Source organism: Actinokineospora cianjurensis, from assembly GCF_003663795.1.
Taxonomy (GTDB): domain Bacteria; phylum Actinomycetota; class Actinomycetes; order Mycobacteriales; family Pseudonocardiaceae; genus Actinokineospora; species Actinokineospora terrae.
Genome location: NZ_RCDD01000002.1, coordinates 721905 through 736643, shown reverse-complemented (window position 1 = coordinate 736643; position 14739 = coordinate 721905). Strand labels below are relative to the sequence as shown.

Below are 14739 nucleotides of genomic sequence, written 5' to 3'. Positions count from 1 at the left end.
GCGCCTAGGCTTAGGGGATGCAGCGGCGGATCTTCGGCATCGAGACCGAGTTCGGCGTGACCTGTACGTTCCACGGGCAGCGCAGGCTGTCGCCGGACGAGGTCGCGCGGTACCTGTTCCGGCGGGTGGTGTCGTGGGGGCGTTCCTCGAACGTGTTCCTGCGCAACGGTTCACGCCTCTACCTCGACGTCGGCTCACACCCGGAGTACGCGACCGCGGAGTGCGACGACCTCGTCCAGCTGGTCACCCACGACAAGGCCGGTGAGCGGATCCTGGAGGACCTGCTCGTCGACGCCGAGCGGCGGCTGGCCGACGAGGGCATCGGCGGCGACATCTTCCTGTTCAAGAACAACACCGACTCGGCGGGCAACTCCTACGGCTGCCACGAGAACTTCCTGGTCACCAGGGCCGGGGAGTTCTCCCGCATCGCCGACGTGCTGCTGCCGTTCCTGGTCACCCGGCAGCTGATCTGCGGGGCGGGCAAGGTGCTGCAGACCCCGCGCGGGGCGGTGTTCTGCCTCTCGCAGCGCGCCGAGCACATCTGGGAGGGCGTCTCCAGCGCCACCACCCGGTCCCGGCCGATCATCAACACCCGCGACGAGCCGCACGCCGACGCCGAGCGCTACCGGCGCCTGCACGTCATCGTCGGCGACTCGAACATGTCCGAGAGCACCACGCTGCTCAAGGTCGGCACCGCGAACCTGGTGCTGGAGATGATCGAGGACGGCGTCCAGTTCCGGGACTTCTCGCTGGACAACCCGATCAGGGCGATCCGCGAGATCAGCCACGACCTGACCGGCCGCAAGCCGGTGCGGCTCGCCGGTGGCCGCGAGGCGTCCGCGCTCGACATCCAGCGCGAGTACTACGCCAAGGCCGTCGAGCACGTCGCCCGCCGCTCGCCCGACCCGCTGGGCCAGCGCGTGGTGGACATGTGGGGCAAGGTCCTCGACGCGGTCGAGGCGCAGGACCTGACCAGGATCGACCGCGAGGTCGACTGGGCCATCAAGCACCGGCTGCTGGAGCGCTACCAGGCCAAGCACAACCTGGAGCTGTCCAGCCCGCGCATCGCCCAACTCGACCTCGCCTACCACGACATCCGCCGCGGCCGGGGCATCTTCGACCTGCTCCAGCGCAAGGACCTCGTCGCCAGGGTCACCGACGACGGCGAGATCGAGGCCGCCAAGGACACCCCGCCGCAGACCACCAGGGCCAAGCTGCGCGGCGACTTCATCGCCGCCGCCCAGGCCGCGGGCCGCGACTTCACCGTCGACTGGGTCCACCTCAAGCTCAACGACCAGGCCCAGCGCACCGTCCTGTGCAAGGACCCCTTCCGCGCCGTCGACGAGCGGGTGGAACGCCTGATCGCCTCGCTGTAACCCGCTTGCCGAGGGCGGGCCGCACCGGGAACATCCCCCGGCGTGGCCCGCCCTCGCGCTGTGCTGGGCAACCCGCCCGTCCTGCTGCGCAGGCTCACCCAGGCCGACGCGCCGGAGATGCCGCGGGTGGTCGCCGAGTCGGTCGAGCACCTGCGGCCGTGGATGGCCTGGGCGGCGGCGACTGGGGCGCCGCGAGGTGGCGCGGGTGTCGCTACCACGGGAACCGATCACCTCCGCCGAGCACGGCGTTGACATCCGCCTGCGGATGACCAGGGCCGAGTACCTGTCCCGCTGACCCGCACCCGCCTCTTCCCCTCCTGACCTGTGGCGATGGCTCTTGTCGAGAGCGGAGTCATCTATCCGATATCAACTATCAAGATATCCGATTATTGCGCCGCAAGGCCAGTGGTGGGTCGAGTAGCGGGTCCAGCAGGGGGTCGAGTGTGGGTCGAGAGGGGAAACAAGCGCCAGGACCCGGAGATGATCACGGAGGGTGAGGGGGTGTCTGCTCGGTGGGGTGGTCGGCGACTAGAACGGGTGTTCGGGTGTGGCGGGTGCCGCGGCGGGGAACTGGGGCGTTAAGGTGCGCGGGTGTCTGTCGCACGCGCCGAACGGCTGGTGAACCTGGTGCTGTGCCTGCTGTCCACCCGCCAGTACCTCAGTGCCGAGAAGATCCGGGGGATCGTGCCCGGGTACTCCGACGCGCCGAGCGACGAGGCGTTCTTCCGGACGTTCGAGCGGGACAAGACCGAGCTGCGGGAGCTGGGGATCCCGCTGGAGGTCGGGCGCAACCGGGTCGTCGACACCGTCGACGGGTACCGGATCGCCCGGCGGGACTACGAGCTCGGCGAGATCGACCTGGAGCCGGACGAGGCCGCCGCGGTCGCGCTCGCGGTGCGGCTGTGGGACTCGCCGGAGCTGACCGGTGCCGCGCACGGTGCCCTGTTGAAGCTGCGGGCGGCCGGGGTCGACGTGGACCAGGCGGCGCCGACGGTCGTCGAGTCCAAGGTCCGCACCACCGAGCCCGCCTTCGGTCCGCTGCTCGCCGCCGTCCAGGCCGGTCAGGCGGTGGCCTTCGACTACCGCCGCCCGTCGCCGGTCGAGCTGCGCGAGCGGGTCCTCGAACCGTGGGGCGTCGTGTCCTGGCGGGGCCGCTGGTACGTGGTCGGCCACGACCGCGACCGCAAGGCGCCGCGGTGCTTCCGGTTGTCGCGGATCGTCGGCGAGGTGCGCAAGCTCGGGAAGCCGGGCACGGTGCGCAGGCCGGACGACGTGAACCTGATGGCGTTCGTCGCCAACACCAGCGGTGAGCCCGCCCGCTCGTCCACCGCCTCGCTGTGGGTCGCCGATGGCCGGGCCGCCGGTCTGCGCCGCAGCGCCAGGGTCGTCGGGCAGCGCGAGGTCGACGGCATCGCCGGGGACGTCATCGAGATCGACCTGAACTACCCGGACACCGCCGCGGGCTGGATCGCGGGCTACGGGGCGGACGTGCTGGTGCTCGACCCCGAGGTGCTGGCCAAGTCGGTGCGGGAGCGGCTGCTGGCCGCGGCGGGGGGTGCGCTGTGAGCGCCGCGCAGGACCGCTTGCCCAGGCTGCTCGCGCTGGTGCCGTACCTGCTGGCCAGGCCGGGCATCCCGATCGACGAGGCGGCCGCCGACTTCGGGGTGTCGGCGAGGCAGCTGCGCAAGGACCTGGAACTGCTGTGGATGTGCGGGTTGCCCGGCTACGGCCCCGGTGACCTGATCGACATCTCGTTCGACGAGGACACCGTCACCGTCGCCTTCGACGCGGGCATGCGCAGGCCGCTGCGGCTGACCGGTGCCGAGGCCACCGCGCTGCTGGTGGCGCTGCGGGCACTGCTGGAGACCCCGGGGGTCGCCGACGCGGACGCCATCCGGCGCGCGGTCGCCAAGATCGAGTCGGCCGCGGGCCAGGCCCGCCCCGGCGGGGTCGCGGTCGGGCTGGGGGTGCGCGAGGCCGAGGGCACCGCCCGGGTGCGCGAGGTCGTGCAGTCGGCCCTGGTGGCCGGGCTGGCGCTGCGGATCAGCTACTACACCGCGTCCAAGGACGAGGTCACCGAGCGGACCGTCGACCCGATGCGGGTGTTGATCGTCGACGGGCGTGGATACCTGGAGGCGTGGTGCCGCCGCGCCGACGGGGTCCGGCTGTTCCGGTTGGACCGCGTCGACGAGGTGGTCGTGCTCGACGAGCGCGCCGCCCCGCCGCCCTACGCCGAGCCGACCGACACCTCCGAGGGCCTGTTCCGGGCCGCCCCAGACCAGCGCTCGGCCCGGCTGCTGCTGCGCCCGGACGCGCGCTGGGTGGCCGAGTACTACCCGGTGGAGGACGTCGAGGAGCTCGACGGCGGCCAGTTGCGGGTGCGGATGCGCTACGCCGACACGTCGTGGATCGTGCGGCTGCTGCTCGGCCAGGGCGGCGAGGTCGTGGTGGAGGAACCGGCCGAGTTGGCCCGTGCCGTGCGCGAGCAGGCCGCCGCGGCGGTGGCGCGGGTGGACCGTCATCTCGCGGCCACCTGAGCTCCGCCTCCCGCACGCCGAAAGGGTGTTCGATCCCCGACCGGGTGCGGGGTAGAGTTCGGCCGTGCCTTATCTGCCGAGTGCGGCGCTGCTCCTCATCGGGCTGGCGCTGCTGGGTCTGTACGTCCTGCGGGTGAGCCGCGGGATCGGCAGGACCAGAACCGTCCTCGCGGCAGCGAAGGCGACATTCGGAGACGAAACCGGACTGCTGCGCGCGCGGGTCGCCGGTCTGCGGGTCGCGGTAGCTGAACGGAAGCGCTCGCCTCGCGTAGCATGGGCGGGGCGAGGCGAGACTGGAGGACGGTCGTGAACCTGGGACCCTGGGAAATTCTGATCATCGCGGTGGTGGTCGTGCTGCTCTTCGGGGCGCGCAAGATGCCCGCGATGGCGCGGTCCCTCGGGCAGTCGATGCGCATCCTGAAGGCCGAGACCAAGGGCATGCGCGCCGACGACGAGGACGACAAGGCGGACAGGCCCGCTGCCCCCGCGCAGCAGGCCGCCGCGTTGCCCGCGGCCAAGCCCGAGCAGTCGCCTGAGCAGTTGCGCTCCGAGATCGATGAGCTGCAGCGCAAGCTGAACCAGCAGCAAGCGCAGAAGAACGCGGGCTGAGGGTACCGGTCCCCACGGTGGTGAGCGACGAGTCGCTCCGCCCGGATCCGAGCCGTCGCGAGAAGCGCAAGCAGCGCAGTCGCAGGCACAATCCCGACGGAACGATGTCCCTGAAGGATCACCTCTACGAGCTGCGCACCAGACTCGGTTGGGCTGTCCTGTTCATCCTGCTCGGTGGAGTCTTCGGCTTCATCTGGTTCGAGGTCGACTTCGGCGTGGTGCCGTCACTGAGCCGCGTCCTGATCGACCCGTACTGCGCGCTGCCCGAGACGGTGCGCCTGTCCCCGAACGGCACCTGCCAGCTGTTGCAGACCCAGCCGTTCGAGGCTTTCATGATCCAGTTCAAGGTCGGCATCGCCGCGGGCATGGTGCTGACCGCTCCGCTGTGGCTCTACCAGTTGTGGGCGTTCATCACCCCGGGGCTCTACGCGAAGGAGCGCCGGTTCGCCACGGTGTTCGTCTTCCTCGCGTCGATCCTGTTCGCCGCGGGTGGCGTGCTGGCGTTCCTGGTCATCCCGCAGGGTCTCAGCGTGCTGGTGTCCTTCGGTGGCGACGCGTTCATCACCGCGCTCAACGGCTCGGCCTACATCTCGTTCGTGCTGGTGATGCTGCTGATCTTCGGGGTGAGCTTCGAGGTCCCGCTGCTGATCATCATGCTGAACCGGGTCGGCGTGCTGCGCTACGAGAACCTGAGCAAGTGGCGGCGCGGCATCATCTTCGGTGTCTTCGTCTTCGCCGCGTTCGCCACCCCGGGCACCGACCCGATCTCGATGGTGGTGCTCGCGGCCGCGATGGCCGTGCTGGTCGAGTTGGCGATCCAGGTCTCCCGGATCCACGACCGCCGCAAGGCCCGCCGCGAGGCGTTGGAGGACCCGAACGCCGGCCTGTCCGACGACGAGGCGACGCCGCTGTCGTTCGACACCGGCCCGGTGCCGCCGTCGCCGCCGCCCGCGGAGCCGGTGGTCCAGTCCGGTCCGACGCCGCCTGCCGAACCGCGCAAGAGCGGTGGCTTCGACGACGTCACCTGATCGCTCGCCTACCATGCCCGGCACGCCCTCTGGGGATGCCGGGCATGGTCTTTTCGGGAGGTAGCACGGTGGTCAGGGCGGCGTTGGCGGTGCACCCCGGCTCGGGGCACGGTGCGGCGGCACGGGCGGTGGACGCGGTGGTGGCGCGGATCCGGCCCGTGGTCGACGACCTCGCGGTGGTCTGCGCGGACACCGTGGCGCAGTCGCGGGCGCTGATGGAGCGCGCCAAGGACTCGGGCCTGGACGTGGTGGTCGTCCTCGGCGGCGACGGCTCGGCGCACCAAGGCGTCCAGTTCTGCGCCGACAACGACGTGGCACTGGCGGTTGTCCCGGCAGGTACCGGCAACGACTTCGCGCGGGCGTTGGGCCTACCGGGCGAGCCGGTGCCCGCGGCCGAGGTGGTCGCGCAGGCGCTGGCCGAGGGGAGGCGGCGACGCATCGACCTCGGGCGGCTCGACGGCGGCCCGTGGTTCGCCAGCGTGCTGTGCGCCGGGTTCGACTCGGCGGTCAACGAACGGGTGAACCGGATGCGCTGGCCACCCGGCCGCCGCCGCTACGACCTGGCGATCGTCGCGGAACTGGCCGCGCTGCGGCACCGCCCGCTGGTGGTCGACACCGGCGACGAGCGGCTGGAACTGGTGGCCACCATGGTCGCGGTCGGCAACACCCCGTACTACGGCGGCGGCATCCCGGTCTGCCCCGCCGCCGCCCCGGCCGACGGCCTGCTGGAGATCACGGTCGTCGGCGAGGCGAGCCGGATCGATCTGCTGCGGATCCTGCCCACTCTGCGCACCGGCGACCACGTGCGCCACCCGTTCGTGCACACCCTCCGCGCCCGGCGAGTGGAACTGGGCCCACCCAACGATTGGATCGCCTACGCCGACGGCGAGCGCCTCGGCCCACTGCCCATCACCATCGACTGCGTACCCGGCGCCCTCACCGTCGTTTGCTGAGTCTCGTTCGTTCAGCCCGCCTCGCCGGATCTCGTCGCGGTCGAGCACGGCCCCGGGTGATCGCCAGGGAAGCCGCTCCGGCGGCAGGACCGGCCGGGAAGTTCGCGCGACGAGTGTCGGTCTGATGTGGCTGCGAAGCGGTTCAGCAACTGGGAAGTGCCACGGCGAGGCGAGCTGTGTTCGCCCACCCGAGGGGCGGGGTCACTGCGATGCCCGACGGGGTGTCGACGCCGCCGGATCGGAGACGTCCGACGATGACCTGCAATGCGAGGGGCGTTGCCCGGGTGACTGGTGTAGTCACTGTCGACGAGCCCGAGGGCTGCGCGAGTTGGGCCAGGCCGTAACGGGCGCAAACGGACCACGTGCTGGTCGAACTGCCCGCCCTGGTCGACCAGGTCATCTCGGACTCGGATCCGTCGGACGCGGGTCGCCGGACCGGACGAGGTCCGGTGCCGCGCGGGCCGGGAAGTTCGCGCGACGAGTGTCGGTCTGATGTGGAAGTCTTGGTGGTGTGTCCGCCAGTGCATCTCGCAGTCCGGCCGAGGCGTATGCCGCTTCCCGGCAGCGTTCGAGCAGTCCCAAGCTGGCGGGGTTCGCCGCCGAGCTGTCGTTCGACCTCGACCCGTTCCAGCAACGGGCGTGCGCGGCCTTGGAGGAGGGTCACGGCGTGCTGGTGTGCGCGCCGACCGGGGCGGGCAAGACGGTGGTCGGGGAGTTCGCCGTCCACCTCGCGCTCGGTGAGGGGCGCAAGTGCTTCTACACCACGCCGATCAAGGCGTTGTCCAACCAGAAGTTCGCCGACCTGACCGCCAGGTACGGGGCCAAGTCGGTCGGTCTGCTGACCGGCGACACCGCGGTCAACGGCGGCGCGCCGATCGTGGTGATGACGACCGAGGTGCTGCGCAACATGCTCTACGCGCGCTCGCCCGCCCTCGACGGCCTCGGGTACGTGGTGATGGACGAGGTGCACTACCTCGCCGACCGGTTCCGGGGCGCGGTGTGGGAAGAGGTGATCCTGCACCTGCCGGAGTGGGTGAACCTGGTGAGCCTGTCCGCCACGGTCAGCAACGCCGAGGAGTTCGGCGAGTGGCTGGTCGCGGTGCGCGGTGACACCTCCGTGGTGGTCGACGAGCACCGGCCGGTGCCGCTGTGGCAGCACATGCTGGTCGGCGGCAGGCTGCTGGACCTGTTCGTGGGGGAGGACCAGGACGGCGAGGCGCGGATCAACCCGCACCTGGTGCGCCGCACCGAGGAGGTCGGGCGGGTCCACGCGCCGTGGCACAACCCGAGGGCCAAGGGCGGTCGGGCGGCGGGGGCGCGCGGGCCGCGGTTCAAGCCGCCGTCGCGGGTCGAGGTGATCGAGCGGTTGGCCGCGGCGAGCCTGCTGCCCGCGATCGTGTTCGTGTTCAGCCGCGCCGGGTGCGAGGCGGCGGTGACCCAGTGCGTGCGGTCCGGCCTGCGGCTCAACACCGAGGACGAGGTCGCCGAGGTGCGCAGGATCGTCGACGCGAAGACCAAGGACCTGCCCGACGCCGACCTGGCGGTGCTGGGGTTCTGGGAGTGGAAGGAGGCGCTGGAGCGCGGTTTCGCCGGGCACCACGCCGGTCTGCTGCCCGCGTTCAAGGAGACCGTGGAGGAGCTGTTCGTCCGCGGCCTGGTCAAGGCGGTGTTCGCGACCGAGACGCTGGCGCTGGGCATCAACATGCCCGCCCGCACCGTGGTGCTGGAGCGGCTGGTCAAGTACAACGGCGAGGCGCACGTCGACCTGACCCCGGGGGAGTACACGCAGCTGACCGGCCGGGCCGGGCGGCGCGGCATCGACGTCGAGGGCCACGCGGTGGTGCTGTGGCAGCCGGGTGTCGACCCCAAGCAGGTCGCCGGGCTGGCCTCGACCAGGACCTACCCGCTGCGCTCGTCGTTCCGCCCCGGCTACAACATGGCGGTGAACCTGGTCGAGCGGCTGGGGGCGCGGCAGGCGCGGGAGATCCTGGAGCAGTCGTTCGCGCAGTTCCAGGCCGACCGGTCGGTGGTCGGGCTCTCCCGCAAGCTCGACCGCAACACCGAGGCGCTCGACGGGTACGCCGACTCGATGACCTGCCACCTGGGCGACTTCGCCGAGTACGCCGGGCTGCGGCGCGCGATCTCCGACCGGGAGAAGGCGCTGGCGCGGCAGAACACCGCCGCCCGCCGCGCCGAGGTGGCGCACTCGCTCGAACAGCTGCACCGCGGTGATGTGATCGCGGTCCCCGCCGGTCGGCGCTCCGGGCTGGCCGTGGTGATCGACCCCGGCCTGGACTCGATGGGCGAGCCGAGGCCGCTGGTGGTCACCGAGGACCGCTGGGCCGGTCGGCTCTCGGTGTCGGACTTCCCGGCGCCGGTGGCGGCGCTGGGTCGGGTTCGGCTGCCCAAGCAGGTCGACATCCGGTCGCCGAAGTCGCGCCGGGACCTGGCCACGACGGTGCGCTCGACCGGCATCGAGGCGCCGGACCGCGCGCGCAAGCGGTCCGGGGTGGACGACGACGCGGAACTGGCGGCGCTGCGGCGGGCGTTGCGCGCGCACCCGTGCCACGGCTGCCAGGACCGGGAGGCGCACGCGCGGTGGGCCGAGCGGTACCACCGGCTGCTGTCGGAGACCGAGCAGTTGCAGCGCAAGGTCGCCGCGACGACGCACTCGCTGGCGCGCGCGTTCGACCGCATCCGCGGGCTGCTGGCCGACCGCGGCTACCTCGCCCCGGGCGAGGACGGCGAGCAGGTGGTGACCGAGCACGGGCGTCGCCTCGCGCGGCTCTACAGCGAGTCGGACCTGCTGGCCGCCGAGTGCCTGCGCAACGGGGTGTGGACCGGGCTCGGGCCCGCCGAGTTGGCGGCGGTCGTGTCGTCGCTGGTCTACGAGGCGCGCCGGGACGGGCAGGTCGAGGCGCGGGTGCCCGGCGGCGCGGTGGCCGACGCGATGACGGCGACCGCGCGGCTGTGGGCGGAGCTGGAGGCCGACGAGCGCCACCACCGGCTGGACCGGACCAGGCAGCCGGACGCCGGGTTCGCCTGGACGGTGTACCGGTGGGTGCGCGGCGAGTCGCTGGAGAAGGTGATCACCGCGGCGGACTCGGCCGGGCAGGAGCTCTCCGCGGGTGACTTCGTGCGCTGGTGCAGGCAGGTGATCGACCTGCTCGACCAGATCAAGGAAGTGGTCGGCCGCGACGACCCGGTCGGCAAGGCCGCGGCGGAGGCGGTGCGGGGGATCCGGCGCGGGGTCATCGCCCTGGCGACGGCGTGAACCCGGGGTGGCGTTGTTGCCGGTTCACCACGTGGCCTGGGTGTGGCGGTGGCGGGTCACTGTGGTTTGATCGCGCGCAAGCGGCAAATCCAGCAGCGGCGCGGGCAGCGCCGACGGCCACACGATCTGGCGGAGGCGAGTGATGAGCAGCCCCTACGGGCCGTCCGGTGGGCAGGACCCGCAGCAGCAGTGGGGTCAGCAGCCTTACGGACAGCCCTCCGGTACCCCCTCGGGCGGGTTCCCCGCGCAGGGCTACCCGCAGCAGCAGCAACCGGGCTACCCCGGGTACGGCCAGCCGCAGCAGCAACCCCAGTACGACCCGAACCAGCAGCAGCCGCAGTACGGGGACCCGACCCAGCAGTACGGGTACGGCCAGCAGCAGCCGGGCTACCCCGGCGGCTACGGGCAGCCCGGGCAGCAGGGCCAGCAGTTCGGGCAGCAGCAGTACCAGCAGTACCCCGGTTCGCCGCCGCCTGCGAAGAAGGGCGGCGCCTGGATCTGGGTGCTGGTCGCGACGGTCGTGGTCATCGCGGGCGCGGTGGCGGTGCTCGGGTTCATCACCCCCGGGTGGTTCAACAAGCGGGTGTTCGACGTCAACGCGGTGCAGGACGGCGTGAAGTCGATCCTCACCGACAAGTACAGCATCGAGGGCGTCGAGTCGGTGAGCTGCCCGGCGCAGCAGGAAGTCAAGAAGGACAACCGCTTCACCTGCGAGGTCACCATCAGCGGGGAGAAGAAGACGGTCAACATCACCGTCCGCAACAGCACCAACGGCGAGTACGAGGTCGCCCCGCCCAGCGGCAACTAACCGGTCGCGTCCTGCCCCCGTCCCGGGGCAGGATCAGCGGGTGTCCGACATCGAGATCCGCACCCTGGCCGACACCGAGTGGCGCGCGTCGCTCGGGCTGTTCCGGGCCGCGCTGCACGCCGTCCCGCCCACCGACGAGCAGTGGGCGGTGGGCAGCCGCTCCTACGAACCCGGCCGCACCCTGGGCGCCTTCTGCGGCGACACCCTGGCGGGCACCGCGTTCGCCTGGTCGTCGGACCTGCTGGTCCCCGGCGGCGCGGTGGTGCCGATGGCCGCGGTCACCAGGGTCGGTGTGCGGTCGGACTTCCGCCGCCGTGGGGTGCTGAGTGAGCTGATGCGCAGGCAGTTGGCCGACATCGCCGACCGCGGTGAGGTCCTCGCGGCCCTGCGCCCGACCGAGCCGTTGATCTACGGGCGGTTCGGCTATGGGCAAGCCACCCGAGGTGCCAAGACGGTCGCGGTACCCGGGAATGCCTTGCTGCGCCCCGAAGTACCCTCCGGCGGCCGGGTCCGCCTGGTCACCCCCGCCGAGGCGCTCGCCGTCATGCCGGGGATCTACGAGCGGGTCGGCCGAAGTCGACCGGGCACGATGGCGCGGCCGTCGTACTGGTGGACCGTGGCCTACGAACGGGCTTTCGCCGCCGACGAGCACATCATCATCGCCGTCCACAGTGGACCTGATGGCGACGACGGCTACCTCATGTACCGCCCGACCCCCGGCGCGCTCCCCGGCACGAACGCCACCCTCGCCGTCGACGACTTCGTCGCCGCCACCCCGGACGCCGTGTACGGCCTGTGGCGCTTCCTGCTCTCGGTGGACCTGGTCGACGAGGTGACGGTGTGGACCCGTCCGACCGACGAGCCGATCGCCGAAGCCCTGACCGACCCGAGGGCGATCACCTCGGCCGAGCACCGCTCAGACCTGTGGCTGCGCCTGGTGGACGTGCCGAAAGCCTTGGCGGCCCGCGAGTACGGCCCCGCCACGGTCGTGCTGGAGGTCGAGGATTCCCTGCTCCCGGGCAACTCCGGCGCCTACCGCCTCACCCCGGACGGCGTGACCCGAACAACGGCCACGCCCGACCTGTCCCTGAGCGTCGACGTCCTGGCGATGCTCTACCTGGGCACCTGGCGGGCCAGCGCCCTCACCGCCATCGGCCGCATCCAAGAACTGACCCCCGGCGCGACAACCAAGGCGGACGCCCTGTTCGCCGTCCCCGAGGCATCGTGGTGCGGAACCTTCTTCTAGGCGGCCAGAACCTCAGACGCCGAGGGCCTTGAGCAGTCTGTCCACAGCGGACCCCAGGGCCCAGCGCTCCTGGAGCTCGCGGACCCGGTCCACGTCGACCGCGTGCGGTAGCTCAGGCGTGCCGGTGGCCTCGATGGTGACGTCGGTGGCGACGCGGACGACGAGGGGGGCTTTGGCGAGGTAGTCGGCGTCGTGGGTGAAGGCTTCGCGGACCTTGAGGGGGACGTCCTTGGAGCCCGCCGCGGCGGCGTCGACGAGTGCGGCAAGGGAGCCGAACTTGGTGATCAGCTTGGCCGCGGTCTTCTCGCCGATGCCGGTGATGCCGGGCAGCCCGTCGGAGGGGTCGCCGCGCAGGACGGCCATGTCGGCGTAGGCGAGGCCCTCGGCGGGCAGGCCGTAGCGGGCGGCGAGCTCCTGCGGTCCGACCTCCTCGGCCTTGGACCAGCCGCGGCCCACGTACACCACGCGCACCGGGGTGGGTTCGTCGCGGACGCACTGGAACAGGTCGCGGTCGCCGGTGATGATCTCCACCGGTGCCGCGGCCTCGCGGTGCGCCAGGGTGCCGATGACGTCGTCGGCCTCGTACCCGGCGGCCTGGGCGGTGGCGATGCCCAGCGCGTCGAGCAGGTCGATGATGATCGGCACCTGCGGGGTGAGCGTGTCCGGCACCTCCTCGGCGTTGACCGAGGGGTCCGCCACCCGCTGCGCCTTGTAGCTGGGGATGGCCTCGACCCGGAACGCGGGCCGCCAGTCGGCGTCCAGGCAGGCCACCAGCCGCGCCGGGTGCCGCTCGGTGACGATCTGGGCGATCATCCCGGCGAACCCGCGCACGGCGTTGACCGGGACACCGTCCGGCGAGGTCATCGACTCCGGCAGCGCGAAGAACGACCGGAAGTACAGGCTCGCCGAGTCCAGCAGCACGAGGGGTCCGCTCACGGGGCCAGCCTGCCACACCGGACCGCAGAGAGTCCTTTGCAAATTCTTCTCTGCGGTTGTAGCGTCGCGATCATGACTCCGAGACCGAGGTTCAACCGGGTCGGCGCGGACACGCTCAAGGTCATCGCCCACCCGCTGCGGATGCGGATGCTGGGCGTCCTGCGCGCGCACGGCCCCAACACCGCCACCGGGCTGGCCGCCTGGCTGGGGGAGAGCTCCGGCACCACCAGCTGGCACCTGCGCCAGCTCGCCGACGCCGGGTTCATCGAGCAGGACACCGAGCGAGGCAACCGCAGGGAGCGCTGGTGGCGCGCGTCGCAGGACGTCACCCAGGTCCAGTCGCACACCATGCCCGACGACCCGGAGACCCAGGACGCCTACAGCACCTTCCTCAGCGCCCTGATCGACCTGGGCCACGAACGCGCCGCCCGCTACATCCGCACCCGCCACCAGCTGCCGCAGGAGTGGCTGCACGTCTCCGAGCTGTCGGACTGGCGGCTGTCGATGACCCCGGACGAGCTGCGCGAGCTGGCGGTCGAGCTGAACGAGGTCGTCGAGCGCTACCGCAGGCCCCCGGCCGAGGGCGACGAGACCGTCACCGTCCAGATGCAGCTCTTCCCGACCAGCGAGTCCCCATGAGACGGCTGCCGCTGCTCGCCCTGCTGGCCGCCACCGCGTTCTCGGCCTGCGGTTCGATCATGACGGTGCTCGCGGTGCCCTGGTTCGTGCTGGCCACCACCGGCAGCGCCGCCAGGACCGGGCTCACCGCGGGCGCCGAGGTCGTCGGCGTCGTGATCGCGTCGCTGCTGGCCGGACCGGTGGTGGACCGCCTCGGTCGGCGCGTGGTGAGCGTGACCTCCGACGTGGTCGCCGCGGTGGTCGTGTCGACCATCCCGCTGCTGCACGCCACGGTCGGGCTGCCGTTCCCGGCGCTGCTCGCCCTCGCCGTGGCACTGGGGTTGGCGGCGGCACCGGGGCAGACGGCGCGCCAGTCCATGATGCCCGGGCTGATCGCGCTGACCGGCGTCGACACCGAACGCGCCGCGGGCGCCTACGACGGGGTGGCCAGGGGCGCGCGGATGCTCGGGGCGCCGCTGGCCGGGGTGCTCATCGCGGTGCTGGGGTCGCAGCCGGTGCTGCTGGTCGACGCGGGCACGTTCCTGGTCTCGGCCCTGCTGGTCCGCCTGTTCGTGCCCCACGTCAGCGCCGCGCCCGAGGAGGTGCCGGGGTCCTACCTGACGAGGATGCGCCGCGGCCTGGCCTACCTGCGCCACGACCGGCTGATGCTGGGCATCGTCGTGATGGTCTCGGCCACCAACCTCCTCGACGCCGCGTTCTTCTCGGTCCTGATGCCGGTCTACGCCAAGGACGTCCTGCACAGCAGCATCGCACTCGGCCTGATGACCGGAACCTTCAACGCCGCCGCCCTCACCGGCTCCCTCCTGTACGCCTGGGCAGGCCCCCACCTACCCCGGCGCCTGACCTACACCCTGGCCTTCCTGCTCAGCGGCGCCCCCCGGTTCGTGGTGCTCGCCCTCGGCGCCCCGCTGCCGGTGGTGCTCGCCCTGTGGGCAGTACTGGGACTGGGGGTCGGCGCCATCAACCCGATCCTCGGGGCGGTCGAGTACGAGCGGGTACCGGAGGCGGTCCTGCCGATGGTGTTCGGGGTGATGCACGCGGCCGCGTTCTGCGGAATGCCCCTGGGAGCCGCCCTGGCGGGCATCTCGGTCGAGGGCATCGGCTTGATCCCCACCCTGGCAGGCTGCGCGGCCCTGTACCTGGTGGCCACCACAACCCCAGCCCTGTTCCGCGTATGGCGCCAACTGGACCGACGCCCGGAGCAACCGGTCCCGGTAGCGGCCTGAGTCGGTCGAGGGGTGCTGTGACGCGTTGTCCGCGTCCGCGCGGTGCCCTGATCTGGCAGTCGTCACGGACTTGGCGGTGGTTCGTGTGGGCTGCCCGGGGCCAGTCC

The 14739-nt window shown here is 71.8% G+C and carries 13 protein-coding genes; 12 read left to right on the top strand and 1 reads right to left on the bottom strand.

Features of this window, described 5'->3' with window-relative positions; translation table 11 throughout:
* Positions 1–17 precede the first annotated feature (17 nt).
* The 10 genes from pafA (at position 18) to CLV68_RS17805 (ending at position 11831) form a co-directional block, all read left to right on the top strand.
* Positions 18–1376 (top strand): Pup--protein ligase, encoded by a 1359-nt coding sequence (gene pafA, locus CLV68_RS17845; protein ID WP_121391979.1) that lies wholly within the window; start codon positions 18–20, stop codon positions 1374–1376.
* A 591-nt stretch (positions 1377–1967) separates the two neighbouring features.
* Positions 1968–2942 (top strand): helix-turn-helix transcriptional regulator, encoded by a 975-nt coding sequence (locus tag CLV68_RS17840; protein WP_121391978.1) that lies wholly within the window; start codon positions 1968–1970, stop codon positions 2940–2942.
* The gene (locus CLV68_RS17835) at positions 2939–3913 is read left to right on the top strand and encodes a helix-turn-helix transcriptional regulator (protein ID WP_121391977.1); all 975 of its coding nucleotides are present in this window, start codon (positions 2939–2941) and stop codon (positions 3911–3913) included. The genes CLV68_RS17840 and CLV68_RS17835 overlap by 4 nt, the downstream gene beginning before the upstream one ends.
* Positions 3914–3977: 64 nt before the next feature.
* Positions 3978–4223 (top strand): bacteriophage holin, encoded by a 246-nt coding sequence (locus CLV68_RS34015; RefSeq protein WP_170224425.1) that lies wholly within the window; start codon positions 3978–3980, stop codon positions 4221–4223.
* Complete coding sequence (gene tatA, locus CLV68_RS17830; protein ID WP_246009942.1) at positions 4220–4522, top strand: Sec-independent protein translocase subunit TatA; 303 nt, start codon at positions 4220–4222, stop codon at positions 4520–4522. The genes CLV68_RS34015 and tatA overlap by 4 nt, the downstream gene beginning before the upstream one ends.
* A 104-nt stretch (positions 4523–4626) precedes the next feature.
* Positions 4627–5550, top strand: a complete 924-nt coding sequence (gene tatC, locus CLV68_RS17825; protein WP_121391975.1) for a twin-arginine translocase subunit TatC — start codon at positions 4627–4629, stop codon at positions 5548–5550.
* A 44-nt stretch (positions 5551–5594) separates the two neighbouring features.
* Entirely contained in the window at positions 5595–6503 is a 909-nt protein-coding gene (locus CLV68_RS17820; protein WP_121391974.1) for a diacylglycerol/lipid kinase family protein, read from the top strand.
* A 511-nt stretch (positions 6504–7014) separates the two neighbouring features.
* A complete protein-coding gene (locus CLV68_RS17815; RefSeq protein WP_121391973.1) occupies positions 7015–9777 on the top strand; it encodes a DEAD/DEAH box helicase in 2763 nt (920 codons plus the stop codon).
* Between the two features lie 142 nt (positions 9778–9919).
* Complete coding sequence (locus tag CLV68_RS17810; RefSeq protein ID WP_121391972.1) at positions 9920–10585, top strand: DUF4333 domain-containing protein; 666 nt, start codon at positions 9920–9922, stop codon at positions 10583–10585.
* A gap of 40 nt (positions 10586–10625) precedes the next feature.
* Complete coding sequence (locus CLV68_RS17805; protein WP_121391971.1) at positions 10626–11831, top strand: GNAT family N-acetyltransferase; 1206 nt, start codon at positions 10626–10628, stop codon at positions 11829–11831.
* A gap of 12 nt (positions 11832–11843) precedes the next feature.
* Here the strand turns inward: CLV68_RS17805 and CLV68_RS17800 are convergent, their stop codons facing one another.
* Positions 11844–12767: a 5'-3' exonuclease gene (locus CLV68_RS17800; protein ID WP_121391970.1), complete on the bottom strand. Its 924-nt coding sequence runs from the start codon at positions 12765–12767 to the stop codon at positions 11844–11846.
* Positions 12768–12839: 72 nt separating this feature from the next.
* Between CLV68_RS17800 and CLV68_RS17795 the strand changes: the two genes are divergently transcribed.
* On the top strand, positions 12840–13406 hold the full coding sequence (locus tag CLV68_RS17795; protein ID WP_121391969.1) for an ArsR/SmtB family transcription factor: 567 nt from the start codon (positions 12840–12842) through the stop codon (positions 13404–13406).
* Positions 13403–14632, top strand: coding sequence for an MFS transporter (locus CLV68_RS17790; RefSeq protein ID WP_121391968.1), 1230 nt, complete (start codon positions 13403–13405; stop codon positions 14630–14632). The genes CLV68_RS17795 and CLV68_RS17790 overlap by 4 nt, the downstream gene beginning before the upstream one ends.
* Positions 14633–14739 lie beyond the last annotated feature (107 nt).